General features: G+C 62.8%; 10 protein-coding genes. 6 read left to right on the top strand and 4 right to left on the bottom strand.

Going from position 1 to position 20,565, the window contains the following annotated elements:
- Window positions 1-16: 16 nt before the first annotated feature.
- The 5 genes from ACE191_RS18995 (at window position 17) to ACE191_RS18975 (ending at window position 11,655) form a co-directional block, all read left to right on the top strand.
- Window positions 17-1,414, top strand: a complete 1,398-nt coding sequence (locus tag ACE191_RS18995) for a SusD/RagB family nutrient-binding outer membrane lipoprotein (protein WP_400193821.1) — start codon at window positions 17-19, stop codon at window positions 1,412-1,414.
- 722 nt (window positions 1,415-2,136) lie between these two features.
- The gene (locus ACE191_RS18990; protein ID WP_400193820.1) at window positions 2,137-5,295 is read left to right on the top strand and encodes a SusC/RagA family TonB-linked outer membrane protein; all 3,159 of its coding nucleotides are present in this window, start codon (window positions 2,137-2,139) and stop codon (window positions 5,293-5,295) included.
- A gap of 24 nt (window positions 5,296-5,319) precedes the next feature.
- Window positions 5,320-6,819: a RagB/SusD family nutrient uptake outer membrane protein gene (locus ACE191_RS18985; protein WP_400193819.1), complete on the top strand. Its 1,500-nt coding sequence runs from the start codon at window positions 5,320-5,322 to the stop codon at window positions 6,817-6,819.
- Between the two features lie 189 nt (window positions 6,820-7,008).
- Window positions 7,009-10,185 carry a SusC/RagA family TonB-linked outer membrane protein gene (locus tag ACE191_RS18980; RefSeq protein WP_400193818.1) on the top strand — a complete coding sequence of 1,059 codons (3,177 nt, stop codon included), beginning with the start codon at window positions 7,009-7,011 and terminating at the stop codon, window positions 10,183-10,185.
- Window positions 10,186-10,203: 18 nt separating this feature from the next.
- Window positions 10,204-11,655 (top strand): RagB/SusD family nutrient uptake outer membrane protein, encoded by a 1,452-nt coding sequence (locus ACE191_RS18975; RefSeq protein WP_400193817.1) that lies wholly within the window; start codon window positions 10,204-10,206, stop codon window positions 11,653-11,655.
- A 75-nt stretch (window positions 11,656-11,730) separates the two neighbouring features.
- On the opposite strand, the gene ACE191_RS18970 is transcribed toward ACE191_RS18975, so the two are convergent.
- The 4 genes from ACE191_RS18970 to lon form a co-directional block, all read right to left on the bottom strand.
- Window positions 11,731-12,462, bottom strand: a complete 732-nt coding sequence (locus ACE191_RS18970; protein WP_400193816.1) for an SDR family NAD(P)-dependent oxidoreductase — start codon at window positions 12,460-12,462, stop codon at window positions 11,731-11,733.
- Window positions 12,463-12,656: 194 nt separating this feature from the next.
- Window positions 12,657-14,066, bottom strand: coding sequence for an ATP-dependent protease ATPase subunit HslU (hslU, locus tag ACE191_RS18965; protein ID WP_400193815.1), 1,410 nt, complete (start codon window positions 14,064-14,066; stop codon window positions 12,657-12,659).
- Window positions 14,067-14,271: 205 nt separating this feature from the next.
- Window positions 14,272-15,324 carry a type IX secretion system protein PorQ gene (porQ, locus tag ACE191_RS18960; RefSeq protein ID WP_400193814.1) on the bottom strand — a complete coding sequence of 351 codons (1,053 nt, stop codon included), beginning with the start codon at window positions 15,322-15,324 and terminating at the stop codon, window positions 14,272-14,274.
- 383 nt (window positions 15,325-15,707) lie between these two features.
- Complete coding sequence (lon, locus tag ACE191_RS18955) at window positions 15,708-18,215, bottom strand: endopeptidase La (protein WP_400193813.1); 2,508 nt, start codon at window positions 18,213-18,215, stop codon at window positions 15,708-15,710.
- Between the two features lie 248 nt (window positions 18,216-18,463).
- Here lon and ACE191_RS18950 point away from each other — a divergent pair, with 248 nt between their 5' ends.
- On the top strand, window positions 18,464-20,470 hold the full coding sequence (locus ACE191_RS18950; RefSeq protein WP_400193812.1) for an OmpA family protein: 2,007 nt from the start codon (window positions 18,464-18,466) through the stop codon (window positions 20,468-20,470).
- Window positions 20,471-20,565: the final 95 nt, after the last annotated feature.

Raw genomic sequence — 20,565 nt, 5'->3', positions numbered from 1 at the left:
TCCTGACTTTCCTTCCATGAAATACATTCAACGCCTCGTACTGCTGGCCACCATGGGCCTGACTTTCAGCAGCTGCGACAAGTTTATCGAGGGGTACGACGTGAACCCCAACCTGCCGCAGGATGCCCCCGCCGAGCAGCAGCTCACCGCCGTGCAAATCAACGAAGGGTTTGTGCTCAGCGGCGAAATGACCCGCGTAGCCGGCATCTGGAGCGACTACTTCACCGGCGCCGACCGCCAGTACCAGGGCCTGGACGTGTACACCACCGCCGCCGGCGACTACGACAACATGTGGGCCAACACCTACCAGCTCACCCTGGCCAACGCCCGCCTGGTGCAGGACAAGGCCCGCGCCGTGAACAACTTCTACCTGCTGGGCATTGCCCAGGTGCTGGAAGCCCAGATGATCGGTACGGCCACCGCCTTGTGGGGCGACGTGCCCTACTCGGAGGCTTTCCGCCCCAACCAGCCGCCCAAGTTCGACTCGCAGGCTTCCGTGTACGCGGCCGTGCAGACCCTGCTCGATCAGGCCATCCAGAACCTGGGCAAAACCGGTATCAACCCCGGCGACCGGGACATTTACTACGGCGGCGACCTGGGCCGCTGGCAGGCGGCGGCCCACTCGCTGAAGGCCCGCTACTACCTGCACACCAAAAACTACCAGCAGGCCGCCGTGGAAGCCCGCCTGGGCATTGGCTCGCCCGACGGCGACATGCTGATGCCCTACAACGGCAACTTCACCGTGGACGCCAACCCCTACGCCGACTTCCTCGACTACAACCGCGTGGGCTACATGTCGGCCGAGGGTGCCTACGCCGTGGACCTGCTTGACCCGGCGGGCAGCACGCCCCGCGCCAACGCCAAAACCAACGAGGCGGGCCGCTTCAACTACTTCTACACCACCAACGGCTACTTCAGCGTCGACCCGAACTTCCTCGACGGGGCGTTTGCCCCCGATGCCGATTTCCCGCTGATGTCGTACGTGGAGACGCAGGCCATTCTGGCCGAGGCCCTGGCCCGCACCGGCGACGCCGGCGGCGCCCTGATTGCGCTCAACAACATCCGCAGCACCAACGCCGCCTTCTTTGCCCAGATCGACCCCGCGGCCGACTACGATGCCTACACCCTGACGGACTTCGCGCCGGGCGGCATCATCAACGGCGGGGCCGCCACGGCCAACGACGCGCTGCTGAAGGAAATCCTGACGGAGAAGTACCTGAGCCTGGTGGGCCAGATCGAGCCCTTCAACGACATCCGCCGCACCAACAACCTGATCGGCGTACCCAAGAAGAACGCCAACTCGCCCAACCTGCCGCAGCGCTACCTCATTGCGCAAAGCGAGGTAAACACCAACCCCAAAACGCCGGCCTTCGCCGGGGGCGTGCTGTTCGAGAAAACCCCGATTAACCGGTAGGTCCACTCGCCCCGCATCCGCTTAAGTTCACAAGGCCGGTCAGTAGACCGGCCTTGTTGTATTCCGGGAGGCGGGCCCGATGCGGCCAGCGGCTGGGATAAGTTTTTGCCCCCCTCGGAAAATTATCCCAGCCCAATGCGGCTGCCCCCGCAGGCGGCTGCGCCGCGCGCACTGCTCGGCCCTGGACCAACCGCAGCGTGGCTTCCCGGCCGGCCCGTAGTAAAAATTTGCCCCCCTCGACATCTTACTACACAGCCAGGCACCTGGGACTTGTTGTAAAAATTTGCCCCTGGCGAAATCTTACTACACGCCCGGGCACCCGGGGCTTTTTGTAAAAATTTGACCCCGGCGAAATTTTACAAAGCCTTCCGGCGCCGGTACCAACTTTACCCCTGCTGCGGGAACGGGGGGGAGCCGGGGCCCAAGGCGGGCGGCAGGCAGGGCTTGGTTGAAGCGGGCCGGTGGGCTAATGGGCAGTCGGCGGGCGGGGTTGGTGCGGGGCTAGCGCCCTACTTCTAAGCAGCTTACCGATATTTTTTCCCGGGGTGGTTTATGCCATTTGCTGCGGCCCCGCATCCCTTAGTTAGGAGCCGCCCGCAGCGGGGCTGGCCGAGGGAGTATTAGGTTAATCTCAGCACATCCCCTACCTTGGGGAGTCTGAAGCTGTGCTCACCCGACTCCCTCCTCCATAATTCACCCATCAACCACCTTTTTTCTTTTCAATGAAGAAACCCTTACTCATGCAATTGCTGCTGACCGCCGCCGTGGCCCAGCATGCCGTTGCGCAAAACCGAACCATAACGGGTCGGGTTACGGACCGCAGCAACGGGGAAGGACTGCCCGGGGCCACGGTTTTGGTGAAAGGCACGACGGCCGGGGTTTCGACCAACGCCGACGGCACGTTCACCCTGGACGTTCCGGCGGGCGGCACTACCCTGGTCATCACCTCGGTGGGCTACACGGCCACGGAGCGCGTCATCGGCAACGACTCGCGCATCAACATTGGCCTGGCTACCGACACCAAGACCATCGGTGAGGTAGTGGTAACCGGCTACGGCGGCTCGCAGGATGTGAAAGACATCACCGGCTCCTACGCCAAGCTCGATCAAAGCAAGCTGACCTCGCAGCCCGTGCAGAGCGCCGACCAGGCGCTGGCCGGCCGCATTGCCGGGGTGCAGATTACCAACACCAGCGGCACGCTCGGCGACGCCGTGGCCGTGCGCATCCGCGGCATCAACTCCATCAACGGCTCGTCGCAGCCGCTGTACGTGGTGGACGGCGTGCCCATGACCGAGTTCGGCAACTTCAACATCCTGACCGCCGGCCTGAGCTACAACCCCCTGGCCGACATCAACCCCAACGACATTGAGTCGATGACGGTGCTCAAGGATGCTTCGGCGGCGGCCATCTACGGCTCGCGCGCCACCAACGGGGTAATTCTGATTACGACCAAGCGCGGCAAGGCCGGCCAGGTAAAGCTGAGCTTCAACGCCTCGGGGGGCTTCATGGAAGCCACCAAGCTGCCCAAGCTGCTCAACGCCACCGAATTCCGCGACATCAACAACGAGAAGTACTTCAACGCCTTCCCCACCCAGACCGACCCCATCATCGTGAACGGGGACGCCGACGGGGACGGCCAGGAAGACAACACCGACTGGCTGAACTCGGTGTACCACAAGGGCAAGATGCAGGACTACCAGATTGCCCTTTCCAGCGGCAACGACCGGGGTTCCTACTACGCCTCGGTGGGCTACTCCGACCTGAACGGCGCCATCAAGAACAACCGCCTGCGCCGCGCCAACGCCCGCCTGAACTTTGAGCTGACGCCCAAAACCTGGCTGAAGACCGGCGTGACCATGGGCTTCACCCACGCCAAGAACGAGGGCGTACTCACCAACCGCTACCTGGCCGGTGCCACCGTGGCCGCCTACAACGCTCCCCCCAACGTGCCGGCCTACGGCCGCGACGGGTGGTACTACCTCAACGACGCCGGCGACGTGGGCGAGGGCAACAACCGGTACGGCACCTACGTGCTCAACCGCTTCTTCCACCCCATTGCCAACCTGGAGCTGCAGCGCAACGGCAACACCCAGCGCCGCCTGCTGGGCAACGCCTATGCCACCATCACGCCCATCAAGGAGCTGAGCATCACCACCAAGTTCGGGGTCGATTACCTCAACAACTTCGAAGACCAATACAGCAGCCCCTTTATCTCGGGTCTGGGCCGCTCGTTCAACGGGCTGGTGCAGAAAATCCGGGCCGACAACACCCTCACGACCTGGCAGAACTACGCCACCTACGCCAAGCTGTTCGGGGAAAACCACAACGTGGACGCCACGGTGGGCTACGAGCAGAACATGGAGTACTACGAGTCGCTCTACGGCTCGGCCGCCAACATCGTCGACCCCAAGTTCCAGGACATCTACGACGGCCTGTTTGACCCCTCGCAGTCGGGCCAGGGCGGTTCGCGCGACGTAACGGCGTGGCAGTCGTTCTTCGGCCGGGCCAACTACGCCTTCTCCGACAAGTACTACGCCACCTTCACGGCCCGCTACGACGGCAGCTCGCGCTTCGGTCCCGACGAGCGGTATGGTTTCTTCCCGGGCGGCTCGCTGGGCTGGCGCATCTCGCGCGAGAACTTCATGAGCAACCTCTCGGTGGTGAACGACCTGAAACTGCGCGCCAGCTACGGCCTGACCGGCAACAGCGCCGGCATCGGGTCCTACGCCTCGGCCATCCTTATCGGCCAGGGCCAGTACGGCGACTACGGCGGCCTGGGCATCAACCAGCTCAACAACACCCGCCTGCGCTGGGAAACCGGCAAAAAGCTCGACGTGGGCTTCGACCTGTCGGTGCTGCAGGACCGCATCGGGGTGAACCTGGACGTGTTCAGCAACGACGTGGACAACCTGCTGCTGGCCGTACCGGCCATTCAGAGCACGGGCATTCCGCAGGGCGAGATTGTGCGCAACGTAGGCAAGATGTGGAACCGTGGCATCGAGGTAACGGTGAACACCACCAACCTGCAGCTGCCCAACGGCTTCAAGTGGACCTCGTCGTTCAACTACAGCTACGTCAAAAACCGCATCACCCAGCTCTCGGAAGGCGGCGACGTAACCACCAGCTACCCCTACCACAAAGCCAGCCAGGGCCACGCCATCACCGAGTACTACCTGCTCACCTGGGCCGGCGTGAACCCCGACAACGGCAACCCGCGCTGGTACGACCGCGCCGGCAACATCCGCGAGTACAACCCGCGCATTGCCGACGCCACCCAGCGCTGGTCGCAGAACGGCGAAACCACCATCAACGGCAAGGCCGTGCAGCCTTTGACCACCGCCTCGGATGGCGCCTGGACCGGCAAGCAGAGCTACCCCACCTTCTTTGGCGGCTTCGACAACACCTTCACCTACAAAGGCCTGCAGCTCGACTTGTTTCTGCAGTACTCGGGCGGCAACTACCTCTACAACGCCACCCGCGTGAGCATGCTGACCAACTACGTCAGCAACAACATCGACGAAATCAAGGAGCGTTGGACCACGCCGGGGCAGGTAACGAACGTTCCGCGCCTGCACATTGCCGACAACACCTTCGGCAACAGCTCAACCAACTGGTGGGAAAAAGGCGACTTCCTGCGGGTGCGCCAGATCCGTCTGTCCTACGCCCTGCCCACGGCCATCAGCCAGAAAATGGGTTCGTCGCGGGCCAACGTGTTTGCCATGGTGCAGAATGCTTTCGTGTTCACCAAGTACTCGGGACTTGATCCGGAAGTATCGTTTGCCGGCAACGAAGGCACCGACAGCAACGTGGCGTACGGCGTCGACAACCGTAGCAACCCCCAGACCCGCACCTTCACGGCGGGCATCAACCTGGACTTCTAAGTCTGTATCCGCTCTTTACCTTTCATGAAATACATCCCCAATCTGGTATGGCGGACCGCGCTCCTCGGTCTGCTGCTGACGGCAGCCCCCGGCTGCGACCTGCTGGAGCAGGAAAGCCCTTCGGCGCTTAGCCCGGAAGACGTGTTCAGCTCGCCTGACCGCATCGAAAAAGCCGCCAACGGCATGTACGACGCCCTGCAGGACGGCGAGTTCCTGGGCGGCCGTGCCCTGATCTACAACGACATCCGCTCGGACGACACCGACCCGGCCGGCTTCTTCGGGGGCCTGGCCCTGTCCAACGCCACCTCGGGCGACGCCAACGCGGCCGGCGCCTGGGTGGGCGGCTACCGCAGCATGTACATGGCCAACTACATGATGCAGGAGTTGGGCAAGCGCAGCAACAACGCAGGTCTGACGCAGGAGAAGTACAACCAGTACATCGGCGAAGCCAAGTTTATCCGGGCTCTGTGCCACTTCACCCTGGTAAACATGTTTGCCCAGCCCTACAACTACTCGGGCAACGGCTCCCACCCCGGCATTCCGATTCAGCTGAACGCGCCCAACGGCGAAGAAGCCTACCTGCCCGCGCAGCAGCTGCCCCGCTCGACGGTAGCCCAGGTGTATGATCAGATTGAGCGCGACCTGCTCGATGCGCTGGCCAAGCTGCCCGTTTCGCAGGGCAGCCAGCCCGTGAGCATTGCCCGCGCTACCCAGGATGCGGCCCGCGGCCTGCTCTCGCGCCTATACCTATATAAAGGCGACCTGGACAATGCCAAGCGTTACGCCGGGGAAATCATTGCCTCGGGCCGGCACGAGCTGAATACTTCGGCCTACGCCGAGTTCCGGGCTGTGCTGCCGGATGCTCCTCACCCGCAGCAGTTCACGTCGGAGTCCATCTTCTTCGTGGCCATGACCATCAACGACAACCCCAACACCAACAACGCCATTGGGGAACACTACTCCCCGCCTCCCGGCCGCGGCGACATCACGGTTACCCCGCTTTCGCGGGTGATTCCGGCGACCGACAAGCGACGCACGGAGTTGATGGTGCAGCGTTCGGGCCGTCTGTGGACGCGTAAATACTCGGCCGAAACGTCGACCGGGAGTTACGGCGGGGCTAATCGCGGCGCCTGGGTGCCCATTCTGCGCTACCCCGAAATCCTGCTGACCCGCGCCGAAGTGCTGGCCAAACAGCAGGCCGGCGACCAGGCTGACGCCGAAGCGCTGGAGTTGCTCAACAAAGTGCGCGACCGTTCGAAGCCCAGCACCGCGGCTTCCTACACGGTCGCCAGCTTCGCCACCAAGCAGGCCTTCATCGACGCCATCCTGCGGGAGCGGCGCTTCGAACTGGCCTTTGAGGGGCACCGCATCTTCGACCTTTTCCGCAACGGCCTCGATGTTCCGGCCCGCACGGGCTCGGCCCCGGCCCCGGGCATTCCGTGGAAGAGTGACCGCGCCGTATTGCCCATCCCGGCCAACGAAATTCTGCGCAACCCCAACCTGACGCAGAACCCGGGTTACTAATAGTGCCGGAACTGCCCGCTGAAAAACAAAAAACCTGGCTAAAAAACAGCCAGGTTTTTTGTTTAAATAATCCAAAATGACCCCGAAACCGAAAGAAAGTTGCGCCTCTTGGGGCTTGCAGTTTACATTTTGGTTGTCTCTTCGCTACATTTAAGAGGAATTTCTCACTTCACTCACATTCCAACCCGCATGAACAAACTTTTATTGGGTTTGATACCCCTGGTGGCTGTGGCTCACCATGCGGACGCCCAAAATCGCCAAATCACTGGCCGGGTTACCGACCGGTCGACCGGCGAAGGACTACCCGGTGCCACGGTGCTGCTTAAAGGCACGACCAACGGTGTTTCTACGAATGCCGACGGCACGTTTACCCTGAGCGTTCCTGGTGAAGGCGGTACTCTGCAGATCAGCTCGGTGGGCTACCTGCAGCTGGAGCGCGCCATTGGCACCGAGACGCAGATCAACATCGGCCTGGCTGCTGACACCAAGCAGCTGAGCGAAGTAGTTGTAACCGGCTACGGCGGCTCGCAGGACGTAAAAGACATTACCGGCTCGGTTGCCCAGGTTAAGGAAGAAAAGCTGCTGCTCCAGCCGGTGCAAAGCTTCGACCAAGCCCTGCAAGGCCGCGCGGCTGGTGTGCAGATCAACTCGACGGGTGGTACGCTGGCCGACCAGGGCGCCATCCGCATCCGCGGTACGAACACCATCAGCGGCAGCGCTCAACCGCTGGTTGTAATCGACGGTGTGCCGACCAACACGATCCAGAACGGCAACGTGTTCAACTCGGGTAACGGTACCCGCTACAACCCGCTGGCCGACATCAACCCCAACGATATCCAGTCGATCGACATCCTGAAGGATGCTGCAGCTTCGGCTATCTGGGGTTCGCGCGCTGCCAACGGCGTTATCATCATCACCACCAAGCGCGGCAAGAGCGGTCAGAACAAAGTTTCGGTTAACTCTTACGTTGGTTTCCAGGAGGCTGTACGCGTTCCGGAAATGCTGAACGGTGATGAGTTCATTGCCATCAACAACGAGAAGGCAGCCAACGCCCGCGCCGGTGGCAACAGCGGCGGCATCGGCAACACCAGCGTTCCGGCTGTTATTGCGGCCAACAGCGACGTGGACGGCGACGGTCAGCCCGACCGCACCGACTGGCTCGACAAGATCTTCCGTCGTGGTTCGATGCAGAACTACCAGGTGGCGCTGTCGGGTGGCAACGAAGCTGCCAGCTACTACGGCTCGGCTGACTGGAGCGACCAGAAAGGTATTCTGATTGCCAACCGCCTGAAGCGCGGCTCGGCTCGTCTGAACCTTGACCTGACGCCCAAGAAATGGCTGAAAGCTGGCCTCAGCTCCAGCTACTCGCGCACTGTCAACAACGGTGTACTGACCGACGGCTACCTGGCCGGCGCTACGGTTTCGGGTTTCAATGCCCCGCCCAACGTTGCTATCTACAACGCTTCGGGTAACTACAACCTGAACACGCTCGGTAACTTGGGCAACGGTGGCAACCAGGTTGGCTTTGTGCTCAACAACTACAACCACCCCATTGCGGTGGCTGAGCTGCAGCGCAACCAAAACATCGCGCAGCGCATCATTGCCAATGGTTACCTGACGGTAGAGCCGGTTTCGGGTCTGAAACTGACCAGCCGCTACGGCATCGACTTCTTCAACAACTTCGAAGACCAGTACAGCAGCCCCGTCATTTCGGGTCTGGGCCGCGCCTTGGGCGAAGGTCTGGTGCAGTTGAACGACCTGCGTCGTAACCAGTGGAACTGGCAGAACTACGCCAACTACGACAAAACTTTCGGTGAAAACCACACCGTTAGCCTGACGGTCGGTATCGAGTCGCAGGAGTGGCAGGAAAAGCAGATCTACACGGTAGCTGCTGACTTTGCTGACCCCAAGTACAAGGATATCCTCGACGGTCTGTTCACCTCGGAGCTGTCGGGCGGTGGCACCCAGTTCGGTCAGGGCTTCGCCTCGACCTTCGGCCGCGCTAGCTACACCTTCTCGAACAAGTACTACGCTAACTTCTCGCTCCGTCGCGACGGTTCGTCGATCTTCGGCTCGAACAACCAGTACGGTGTATTCCCGGCCGGTTCGATCGGTTGGCGTATCTCGGAGGAAGGGTTCATGCAGGGTATCAACTCGGCTGCCCGCATCTCCGACCTGAAACTGCGTGCCAGCTACGGTCTGGTGGGCAATAGCGCCGGCATCGGCTCGTACGCTTCGCGCACCCTGATCGGTGGCGGCCAGTACGCCGACGCCAACGGTTTCAGCATCACGCAGGTGGGCAACTCCGGCCTCGAGTGGGAAAGCTCCAAGAAGCTCGACATCGGGCTGGATGCTTCGTTCTTCGACGACCGCATCGGCCTGGTAGTTGACTACTTCAACACCGACATCAGCGGCCTGCTGCTGGCGGCTCCCACGCTGCGCACGACCGGTATTCCGAACTCGTCGATCAACCGCAACGTGGGCTCCATGACCAACAACGGTCTGGAAGTAAGCCTGAACACGGTGAACGTGCGCATGGACAACGGCTTCCAGTGGACCTCGAACATCAACGCTTCGTGGATCAAAAACGAAGTTACTTCCCTGGCGACGCCGAACGACATCATCTCGGGCACCCAGCGCGCCAGCGTAGGCAAACCCCTGGGTGTGTACTTCCTCCCCCAGTGGGCGGGCGTAAACCCGGCCAACGGTAACGCTCAGTTCTACGACAAGGACGGCAACATCAAGCAGTACGACGCAGCTTACACGACCCTGGCTACGGCCACGCAGGGCCGCTGGCTGAACGCCAATGGTGAGCCGACTACGGCTATCGGTGCAGCTGACTTCAAGTACCAGGACAAAGGTGGTTACCCCACTTGGTTCGGCGGCTTCGACAACACCTTCTCCTTCAAAGGCATCGAGCTGGGCGTATTCCTGCAGTACTCGGGCGGCAACATGATCCTGAACCAGACGCGTCAGGGCCTGATGACCACCTTCCTGAATAACAACCTGGCGGAAATCAAGGAGCGCTGGACCACCCCGGGCCAGCAAACCAACGTTCAGAAGCTGGTGCTGCGCGACAACCAGTCGACCCAGTCTTCGACCCGCTGGCTGGAGAAAGGCGACTTCTTGCGCATGCGTCAGATCAGCCTGGGCTACAACCTGCCCCAGTCGGTGCTGACCCGTGTGAACCTGAGCAATGTTCGCATCTACGGTCTGGTTCAGAACGCCTTCGTGATTACCGGCTACACCGGCACCGATCCTGAAGTAAACTCGAACCGAAACAACACCAACATTGGTTACGGTGTCGACAACCGCTCGGTGCCGCAGCCGCGTAGCTTCACGTTCGGTGTCAACATTGGTATCTAATTTCCGGACTCCCTAACAATGATGAAATTAAATAACCTGGGGAAAGCCGCTTTGCTGTGCGCTCTTCTCCTGACTGCTGCCACGAGCTGCGACGTAATCGAGCAGGAGCCGCCCACGGCTTTCACCGAAGCCGACGCGTTTTCTACTCCTGACCGCATCGCCAAATCGGCCATCGGCATGTACAATGGCCTCCAGAACCTGGAGTTCCTGGGTGGCCGCGCCCTGATCTACGGCGACGTTCGTTCGGACGACACCGATCCGTCGCCGTACTTCAACACCATCGCCAACTTCAACCCCCAGGCCAACGACGCCACGGTAACGCTGGCCTGGACCGGTGGCTACCAGACGCTCTACGGCGTGAACTTCTTCCTGCGGGAGCTGGCCAAGAACACCAGCAACACCACGCCGGAGCTGGCTGCCCAGTACACTGGTGAAGGCAAGTTCATCCGTGCGCTGACGAATTTCCAACTGGTGAACCTGTTCGCTCAGCCCTACAACTTCACGGCTGACGCTTCGCACCCCGGTATTCCGATTCAGTTGGTAGCGCCCGACGCGGCTGAGGCTTTCGAGCCCAGCCAGCAGCTCTCGCGCTCGACGGTAGCCCAGGTGTACGGCCAGATCGAGAAGGACCTGACCGAAGCCATCCAGGCCCTGCCGGAAAGCTACCCGGCTGGTGATACCTTCAGCAACACGGCTCGGGCCACCAAAGACGCCGCTCGCGGTCTGTTGTCGCGCGTGTACCTCTACAAAGGGGACTACGCCCGCGCCGCTACCCTGGCTGGTGAGGTTATTACCGGTGGCCGCCACGCACTGCTGGCTAGCCCGGACGGTCCGTTTAACACTGTTTCGGGTGCCGGCAAAAACGAGAACCGCGAGTCCATCTTCTCGGTGGCTCACAACTCGTCGGACAACCCGAACACCAACAACGCCCTGGGTCAGCACTACAGCGAGACGAAGCGCGGTGACATCACCGTAACGCCCTACGCCCGCATCGACACCAACCTGTTCCCCACCCGGGACAAGCGTCGTCTGTTGCTGCTGAGCGCCCAGACCTTCCCGGTGGCAGCTACCGCCCGTATCTTCACCAAAAAGTACGAAGACGCTCCGTTCGACTACGCCCCCATCGTGCGTTCGGCCGAGATGTACCTGACCCGTGCCGAGGCACTGGCTCGTACGACGGGCGTAACGGCCGAAGCTGTTGACCTGCTCAACGCCGTTCGCAACCGTTCGAAGCCCAACTACAAGGCTGCGTACACCACGGGCAGCTTCGCTGATGCCACGGCTCTGATCAACGCCATCCTGCTGGAGCGCCGCCTGGAGCTGGCCTTCGAAGGTCACCGCTACTACGACCTGCTGCGCACCAAGCAGAACCCGGGCCGTATCAACTACGGCGACGACAAGTCGATTCTGCCCATCCCGCTGGTGGACATTCAGCAGAACCCGAACCTGGCGCAGAACAAAGGCTACTAAGCCCCGCCTGCCTCAGTACAGAAAAGCCCCGGTCAGCACTGACCGGGGCTTTTTTATGTGCATTAGCGTCCGGGCTCAACCGGGCAGTTCATCGATGCGCAGCACTACCTCGGGGCCCGGGCAGCCCTGGGCCAGCCACGCGGCAATACGTCCGGCGGCCTGCTCCGGGTTGGCCAGCCGGCCTTCGGCGTGGTGGGCCACGAAGCGCTGCACCTCACTGAACTGCCCGGTTTCGGCGCCCCGGATCTGCTCCTGCATGTCGGTATCGACGATGCCCGGGGCCAGGCTGCGGATGCGCACGCCGCTGCTGCGCAGTTCCTGCTCTTTCTGCGCTACCTGGCTGAGCATGTCCAGCGCCGCCTTGGAAGCACAGTAGGCCCCCCAGCCGTCGACCGGGCGCTGGGCCGCACCGCTGCTGATGTTGAGCACGGTAAGCGGCACACCCAGGCCGCCATAGGCACTCAGGAAGGTGTTCATCAGCATGGCCGGCGCTACCAGGTTCACGTCGAACACGAAGCCGAAATGCTCGTTGGGCTGCCCGCCCAGGTAGCCGATGTCGCCCAGCACGGCCGCGTTGTTGATCAGCGTCAGCGCCGAGGCATCGGGGCGGGCCGGAAACACCTTGTGCAGGTTGTTTTCCACGGCCACGATGTCGGACAAGTCGAGCGGCTGGTGCTGGTAGCGCGGGTGCTCGATGGTGGCGTGGCGTGAAACGCCCAGCACGTGCGCGTCGGGCTGCTTCAGCACTTCTTCGGCCAGGGCCTTGCCCAGGCCGCGGCTGGCGCCGGTGATGATGTAGTAGTGCATCGGTGAGGTGGTGAGGTGGTGAGGTGGTGAGGTGGTGAGGTGGTGAGGTGGTGAGGTGGTGAGGTGGTGAGGTGGTGAGGGAATAAAACTGCCTACTGCGGAAAGACCTAAATCGTTGAATGAAAAAAGCCGGCGGCCCCAGACGTTGGGCGCAGCCGGCTTTTGGCAATTCGCAATTTCACTGTATCACCCAATCACAGAATGTACTGGCTCAGGTCGCGGTTTTTCACCATGCCCTGCAGGCGTTCATCCACCAGCGCGGCAGTGATTTGAATACGGGCGTGGGCCCCGATTTTGTCGGGCACGTCGAACAGAATGTCGTTGAGCAGGCGGCTCATGACCGTGTGCAGGCGGCGGGCCCCGATGTTTTCGACCTCGGCGTTGACCTCAAAGGCAATTTCGGCCAGGCGCTCCAGGGCCGCGTCGTCGAAGAGCAGTTCCACCTCCTCGGCCTGGAGCAGGGCTTCGTACTGCTTGGTGAGGGCGTTCTTGGGGTCCTTCAGAATGCGGTAGAAGTCGTCCTTGGTGAGGCTCTGCAGCTCCACGCGAATGGGAAAGCGCCCCTGTAGCTCGGGAATCAGGTCGGAGGGCTTGCTGACGTGGAAGGCACCGGCGGCAATGAACAGGATGTGGTCGGTGTGCAGGATGCCGTACTTGGTGCTCACGGCCGAGCCCTCCACTATCGGCAGCAGGTCGCGCTGCACGCCCTCGCGGCTCACGTCGGGCCCGCCCTTGTGGACGCTGCTGCTGGCCACCTTGTCGATTTCGTCGATGAAGATGATGCCCGCGTTTTCGGCCAGCCGCAGGGCTTCGTCCTTCACCTCGTCCATGTCGATGAGCTTGGCCGCTTCCTCATCGAGCAGTATACGGCGCGCTTCGGCGATGGTGACCTTGCGCTTGCGCGTCTTCTTGGGCATCATCGAGCCCAGCATGTCCTGCAAGCCGGCCAGCGAGGCTTCGTCGATGCCTGCCTGCCCGCCCATGAGGCCGATGCCGGGGGTGTTGCTTTGCTGCACCTTGATGTCGATGTGGCGGCTTTCCAGTTCGCCGTCGCGCAGCTTCTGCCGGAACCGTTCCCGGGTGCGCTCGTTCAGCTCCGTATCCGACTGCGGCATTTCCTCGGCGCCACCGAAGCCCACCGACGCGGGCTTCACCACCGAGCTGCCCGTGCCCTGAATGGGCGGAATGAGCGCGTCGAGGATGGCGTCTTCCACCAGCTGGGCGGCCTGGGCTTTCACGGCTTCCTTGCGGCGCTGCTTCACCAGGTTCACGGCCTGCTCGGCCAGGTCACGCACCATGCTTTCCACGTCGCGGCCCACGTAGCCCACCTCGGTGAACTTGCTGGCCTCGACCTTGGTGAAGGGCGCGTCGGCAATGGCGGCGAGGCGGCGGGCAATTTCGGTTTTGCCCACGCCCGTGGCCCCAATCATCAGGATGTTGTTGGGCACTATTTCGCGCTGCATGTCCAGGGGCGCGTGCAGGCGGCGCCAGCGGTTGCGCAGGGCAATGGCCACGTTGCGCTTGGCGTCGTGCTGCCCGATGATGTATTTATCGAGCTCGGCCACGATTTGGGCCGGCGTGGGAAAAGTGGCGGAATCCAGCATATCCAGAAAGAGAAGCCGCCGCAGCGGGCGGTCGGCGTGGGTAGATACTCAGCCCCGGGACGGGAGTTGCCTGGCTAGCAAAAACTGTGACGGGGTGCCGTTCTGGCAGAAACGCGCGGTGCCCCGGCGGGGAGGCCGGGGCACCGCGCTTGTTGGCTGGCGTGCAGCACGAACTATACCGTTTTGCGCTACGGCGCGGGTGGCTCTACTCCTTTTTGCCGAACATCTCGTCGAGGTTGCGGGCCAGGGTGAGGTAGTTGGAGGCGCCGGCCACGTGGTAGTAGGCGCGGGTGTACTCAAACTGGTACTTGCTGAGCTTCAGCATCACGCCAAAGGCCAGGCCGGCCCCGCCTGAGGTGTTGTCGAGGCGCAGCTCGCGGCGGCGCAGGTGGTTGTAGCTCACGCGCACGTTCAGGCCCTTGCCCAGCAGCAGCTCGCCGCCCACCACGAAGTGCCGGGCAATCTTGTCGCCCACGCTTTTCTTCTGGCTTTTGACCTGCCCGTCGAGGGTTTGGCGGTTGGTCTGGGCCGTGTCGAGATACACGATGTCGAACTGGGTGAGGTGGTGGGCCGTGACGGTGAAGCGCAGCGGCATGTGCTCGGGCTTGATGGTGGCACCCAGCTGCACGTCGAGGGGCATGGGCTCCCGGCTCGTGCCCTCGAAGGGCCGGATCTGGTAGCCCAGGTTCTTCACGGCCAGCCCCACCGAAAACTCCTGCTTGGGGTGCTTAAACACGCCGCCGATGTCGGTGAGCAGGGCCAGGGAGTGGTTGCCGGCAATGCCTGCCACCGCCAGCCGGGCCGTGCCGCCCAGCGTGATGGGCCCCAGCGTGTGCGCATTGGCCACGCTCAGGTGGTAGTCGTTGACCGAAAACTCGCCCTGGGGGTTGCCGGCCGGGTCGTACATGGGGAAGTCGCCGTAGCTCAGGTACGAGAGGCCGAAGCCCCAGCGGCCCATTTTCTGGGTGTTGCGCGCGTACACGGCCGTGCTCTGGCGGATGTCGGCCAGGTAGTCGCCGTAGCTGAGCGCCAGGCGCCCGTCGGTGTCGGCGTTCAGCAGGGCCGGGTTGCCGTAGAGCATGCCCGGGTCGTTGGAGAAGCCCGATACGGCTACCCCGCCCAGCGCCGCCAGCCGCGCCGTAGGCGGCAGGTGCAGCGACGAAAAGGCGCTCTGCCCCCCAATCTGGCCGTGGGCCGACAGCGCGACGGCCCACGCGGGCAACAACAAGGCAAACGAGCGGCGTAGGAGTCGAATCATCGTAGCTAAGATACAAGCGGAACGCGCGCCCCTAACGCCGCGGCCGCCGTTTTTATGCGGCCGCGCCGCCAAAATCCGCCGCCATCGGCCGAGCCTCGCCCCTACCGCGGCAGGCTCAACCCCGGGAACGGCCCGGCCATTCCCGGGAATGAACCCGTGAAACCTGGGATTGGAGCCACCATTCCCGGGAACGGTGCCGTCAATCCCGGGAATGAAGCTGCCATTCCTGGGAATGACCGAGCCGTTCCAAGGAATGAACGGACCATTCCCGGGGATGGCGGAGCCGTTCCCGCCGGCAGCACGGGCACGGCGGGCCGGGTGGGCACGAAAAACCCCGCCCGGCGCGGGGGCCAAGCGGGGTTTCAGTAGCTACGGGACGGGGGTTACTGCACCTCCACTTCGTGCACGGGCGTGGGCGTGTGCTGCTCGTCGCGCACGGTGAGCTTGAGGGGCTTGGCCACCAGCTCGTCGAGCAGGGCCACGCGCAGCACGTCGTCGACGCGGTCGACGTAGTGAATGTGCAGGCCCTTGACGTACTCGGCGGCAATTTCCTGCAGGTCCTTGCGGTTTTTCTCGCAGAGGATGATGTCGCGGATGCCGGCGCGTTTGGCCGCCAGAATCTTCTCCTTGATGCCGCCCACCGGCAGCACCTTGCCGCGCAGGGTGATTTCGCCGGTCATGGCCAAGTGCGAGCGGATTTTGCGCTGGGTAAACACCGAGGCAATGCTGGTGAAGATGGCAATGCCCGCGCTGGGCCCGTCCTTGGGCACGGCGCCCTCGGGGAAGTGGATGTGCAGGTCGTACTGATCGAAGAGACGGTAGTCGATGCCCAGCTCCTCGGCGCGGCTGCGCAGGTAGCTTAGCGCCGTCACGGCCGACTCCTTCATCACGTCGCCGAGCTGGCCCGAGAGGGTGAGCTTGCCGCGGCCCCGGCTCAGCAGGCTCTCCACGAACAGAATGTCGCCGCCCACGCTCGTCCAGGCCAGGCCCGTGACCACGCCGGCGGTTTCGTTGTCCTGGTACAGGTCGCGGTCGAACTGGGCCGCGCCCAGAATGCGGGAAACGTCCTGCGGCTCGAGCTTGGCCGGGAAAGGCTCTTCCATGGCCTTGTGCTTGGCCACGTTGCGCACCACCGCCCCCAGCTTGCGCTCCAGGCTGCGCACGCCCGATTCGCGGGTGTAGTCGTCGATGACGCGGGTGAGGGCGGCGTTGCTGATGCTCACGTCCTTGGGGCTGAGGCCGTGCTCGGCCACCAGCTTGGGCCAGAGGTGCTTTTTGGCAATCTGGGTTTTCTCCTCCAGCGTATAGCCCGTCACGTCGATGATTTCCATCCGGTCGCGCAGGGCGGGGTGAATGGTGTCGAGCGAGTTGGCCGTGGCAATGAAGAGCACCTTCGACAAATCGTACTCCACCTCCAGGTAGTTGTCGGTAAAGGTGGCGTTCTGCTCGGGGTCGAGCACTTCGAGCAGGGCCGACTGCGGGTCGCCGCGGAAGTCGGAGCCCACCTTGTCGATTTCGTCGAGGATGATGACGGGGTTCGACGCACCCGCCTTCTTGATCTGGGCGATGATGCGCCCGGGCATGGCCCCCACGTAGGTTTTGCGGTGCCCACGAATTTCGGCCTCGTCGCGCACCCCGCCCAGCGACATGCGCACGTACTTGCGTCCCAGCGACTCGGCCACCGAGCGGCCCAGGGAGGTTTTGCCCACGCCGGGCGGGCCGTAGAGGCACAGAATGGGCGCTTTCAGGTCGTTCTTGAGCTTGAGCACGGCCAAATACTCCAGGATGCGCTCCTTCACCTTTTCCAGCCCGTAGTGGTCCTGGTCGAGAATTTTGCGGGTGCGCTTGAGGTTGAAGTTGTCCTTGGTGTACTCGCCCCAGGGCAAATCGAGCAGGAACTCCACGTAGTTCAAGCTCACTGGGTACTCGGCGGCCATGGGGTTGAGGCGGGCCAGCTTGTCGAGCTCCTTGGTGAAGTGCTTGGCCACCGGCGCGGGCCAGAGCTTGGTTTTGGCCCGCTGCCGGAACTTGTCGACCTCCTGGTCGGGGCCTTCGTGGCCCAGCTCATCCTGCAGCACCTTCAGCTGCTGGCGCAGGAAGTAGTCGCGCTGCTGCTGGTCGATGTCGGTGTGGACCTTGCTTTGGATTTCGTGCTTGATTTCCAGCAGCTGGATTTCCTTGAGCAGCATTTCCAGCAGCTGGGTGCCGCGCTGCACGCCGTCGTTGATTTCAAGCAGGCGCTGCTTCTGGCCCACTTCCACGTTCAGGTTCGAGGCCAGGAAGTGAATCAGAAAGGCCGGCGACTCGATGTTGTCCAGCGCCACCTGGGCTTCCTGCGGAATTTCGGGGTTGAGGCGCAGCATCTTGGTGGCCGCGTCCTTGAGCGAGGCCATCAGGGCCTTGATTTCCTTGCTGATGCGCGCCGGCAGGCTTTCGGGCAGGTAGCTGACCCGGGCCGAGAGGTAGGGCACCTCGGAGGTGGCCTCGTCGAGCTGAAAGCGCTGCTGCCCCTGGATGATGATGGTGGTGTTGCCGTCGGGCAGCTCCAGCAGCTTCAGGATGCGGGCCAGGGTACCCACCGGGTGCAGGTCGGCCACGCCGGGGTCTTCGGCCCCGCTGGCTTTCTGGGCAATGACGCCCACCAGCTTGTTGCCGCGGTAGGCGCGGCGCACCAGCCGGATGCTTTTCTTGCGCGTGACGGTAACCGGCAGCACCACCCCGGGAAACAGCACCGTGTTGCGCACCGGCAGAATGGGCAGCACGTCGGGCGCTTCACTCACCTCGCTCTGGCTTTGCTCGGGGTCGGCCGACACCAGCGACACCAGCTCTTCGGGGCCGTCGGTCATAAGCAAAATCGAGTTGGTGAAGCGCGGGTCGGATTTTTTTGTCATAAATAGCGGAGGGCCGCCGCGCCGTGCCAGAGTGGCAGCCCCAGGGGCGGGGCGCGGCAGCCAACTTTCGAAGATACACCTTTGTCAAGAGCTATGCCACGCGCCCGGGAGCGGCAAAATTCGGCCACGGCGGCGCGCCCGGCCCCATTGCGCAGTCAGAGCGGCAGCCGCTCACAATTGCATGACCGAAAAGCTATATTTTTGATACCCCGTTCTGCCAAACCCGGCCGGGCGGGCTCGTTCTCACTATGCTTCCCCTGATTCGTCCGCTCTTCCTATTGCTGCTGCTCGGCGCGCTGCTGGCCGGCCCCGCGGCGGCGCAGCAACCGGCGCTGCGGCAACGCGCCCTCACCAGCAAGATTACCCGCCAGCTGCGCGTGCGCCCCGACGCCACGCCCGACTTCGTCAACGTCAACCGCCTGGCCTACTTCGAGGACAAAAAAGCCCTGAAGGCCATTCAGAAGGCCGAGAAGCGCAAAAACTGGAACGCGGCCCGGGGGATGTTGGAGCAGTACGTGGCCCGCTTCGGCATCGAGAACTTCTACAAGAACAACCAGATGCTGTGGCGGCTGGGCCAGCTGTTTGAGCGCGCCGGCAACGAGGAAAAAGCCAAGGCCTACTACCGCCTCGCCCTCAAGCACCACCGCCAGGACGTGCGCAAGATTCAGCTTTACTACGACTCGCTGGAGCAGAAAGACGCCGACCTGTACGTGCCGCTGAAGACCTACTACGAGATTGTGGAGTACCGGAAGAACATTGCCACCTTCCGGCCTCCCAAGGGCGTGTACACCAACATGGGCGACGGCATCAACTCGGAGGTAGAGGACTACGGCCCCACCTACAACGACGAAACCAGCCAGCTTATCTTCTCCTCCAAGCGCAAGCGCCGCGGCATTCACGGCATCATCGACGAGGACCTGTACGTGGCCCGGCGCGAGGGCGAGTCCTGGCTCGACGCCGAGCCGCTGCCCAAGCCCATCAACTCGCCCTACAACGAGGGCTCGGCCTGCCTCTCGAAGGACGGCACCACCATGTACTTCTCGCGCTGCGAGTGCCCCACCTGCCACGGCAACTGCGACCTGTTCGTGAGCACGTTCAAGAACGGGCAGTGGACGGTGCCCCAGAGCCTGGGCATGAACGTGAACTCCTCGGCCTGGGACTCGCAGCCCACGCTCTCGCGCACCGAAGACACCCTGTACTTTGCCTCCGACCGCATCGGCGGCTTCGGGCTGTCGGACATCTGGTTTACCTACAAGCTCAAGAGCGGGCAGTGGGCCAAGGCCCAGAACATGGGCCCCATCGTGAACACCCGCGAAAGTGAGGTGAGCCCCTTCTACCACCCGCTCTACAACGTGCTGTACTTCTCCTCGCGCGGGCAGCTGCTGAACTTCGGCGACTTCGACATCTACAAGGCCTACCGCGCCGCCGGGCGCTGGCAGGAGCCCATCAACATCGGCCCGCTGGTGAACGGACGGGGCTCGGAGTACTACTTCACCATCGACGCGGCCTCCAAGAACCTGTACTACGCCCGCTCCGAGGAAAAGCAGCTCAAGAACCTCGACCTCTACTCCTTCCCGCTGCCCATGGAGGCCCAGCCCCTGGCCACCACCCACGTCGAGGGCACGCTCATCGACTCGGTGACGCAGAAGCCCCTGGGCGGCATCGTGAGCATCGTCGACGTGGACAACGGCATTGAGGTAGCCTCGAAGTACATCCGCCCCGACGGCTCCTTCGACTTCGACCTGATTGACGGCTCGAAGTACGTGATGCTGATTCAGAGCCCCGATTACTTCACGGTGGAAAAGAAGTTCGACCTGCAGGCCGACACCGTGCTCAAGCTCATGACCACCAGCATCGACTACAACATTCCGCTCATCTTCCGCAACATCGAGTTCGATCCGGGCAAGGCCACCATTCGCCCCGAAATGCACTCCACCCTCGACCGCATCGTGGTGTTCCTGGTCGACCACCCCGAGACGCGCCTGCGCATTGCCGGCCACACCGATGCGCTGGGCGACCCCGACGTAAACGAGAAGCTCTCGGGCGACCGGGCCGACGCCATCCGCAAGTACATCGAAACCAAGGGCAAGCTGCAGCCCAACCGCATCGAAAGCTTCGGATACGGCAGCACCGAGCCGCTCAAGGACGAAGTAACCGAGGAAGACCGCCGCATCAACCGCCGCGTGGAGTTCCGCCTCATCAAACCCCAAGCCGACCAGAAGCCCGCCGACTCCGGCGCCGGCAGCGGCTGGTAACCCGTCCGGCCTCCTCAACGCTAAACCCCGCCCAAAAACGCATTTGTCGTTTGCCGGGCGGGGTTTGGCTTTACTGCTTCGGTTGAGCGGCCGGC

Origin of the sequence: Hymenobacter sp. B81 (assembly GCF_044628455.1) — a bacterium.
In the GTDB taxonomy this organism is placed as follows: Bacteria; Bacteroidota; Bacteroidia; order Cytophagales; family Hymenobacteraceae; genus Solirubrum.
The sequence above is the reverse complement of the archived record's forward strand: the minus strand, read 5'-3'. Positions and strand labels throughout refer to the sequence as shown.

Excerpts from the sequence above, each read along its gene's own strand:
- ACE191_RS18995 (WP_400193821.1), top strand. The coding sequence starts at position 17 with ATGAAATACATTCAACGCCTCGTACTGCTGGCCACCATGGGCCTGACT.
- ACE191_RS18990 (WP_400193820.1), top strand. The coding sequence starts at position 2,137 with ATGAAGAAACCCTTACTCATGCAATTGCTGCTGACCGCCGCCGTGGCC.
- ACE191_RS18985 (WP_400193819.1), top strand. The coding sequence starts at position 5,320 with ATGAAATACATCCCCAATCTGGTATGGCGGACCGCGCTCCTCGGTCTG.
- ACE191_RS18980 (WP_400193818.1), top strand. The coding sequence starts at position 7,009 with ATGAACAAACTTTTATTGGGTTTGATACCCCTGGTGGCTGTGGCTCAC.
- ACE191_RS18975 (WP_400193817.1), top strand. The coding sequence starts at position 10,204 with ATGATGAAATTAAATAACCTGGGGAAAGCCGCTTTGCTGTGCGCTCTT.
- ACE191_RS18970 (WP_400193816.1), bottom strand. The coding sequence starts at position 12,462 with ATGCACTACTACATCATCACCGGCGCCAGCCGCGGCCTGGGCAAGGCC.
- hslU (WP_400193815.1), bottom strand. The coding sequence starts at position 14,066 with ATGCTGGATTCCGCCACTTTTCCCACGCCGGCCCAAATCGTGGCCGAG.
- porQ (WP_400193814.1), bottom strand. The coding sequence starts at position 15,324 with ATGATTCGACTCCTACGCCGCTCGTTTGCCTTGTTGTTGCCCGCGTGG.
- lon (WP_400193813.1), bottom strand. The coding sequence starts at position 18,215 with ATGACAAAAAAATCCGACCCGCGCTTCACCAACTCGATTTTGCTTATG.
- ACE191_RS18950 (WP_400193812.1), top strand. The coding sequence starts at position 18,464 with ATGCTTCCCCTGATTCGTCCGCTCTTCCTATTGCTGCTGCTCGGCGCG.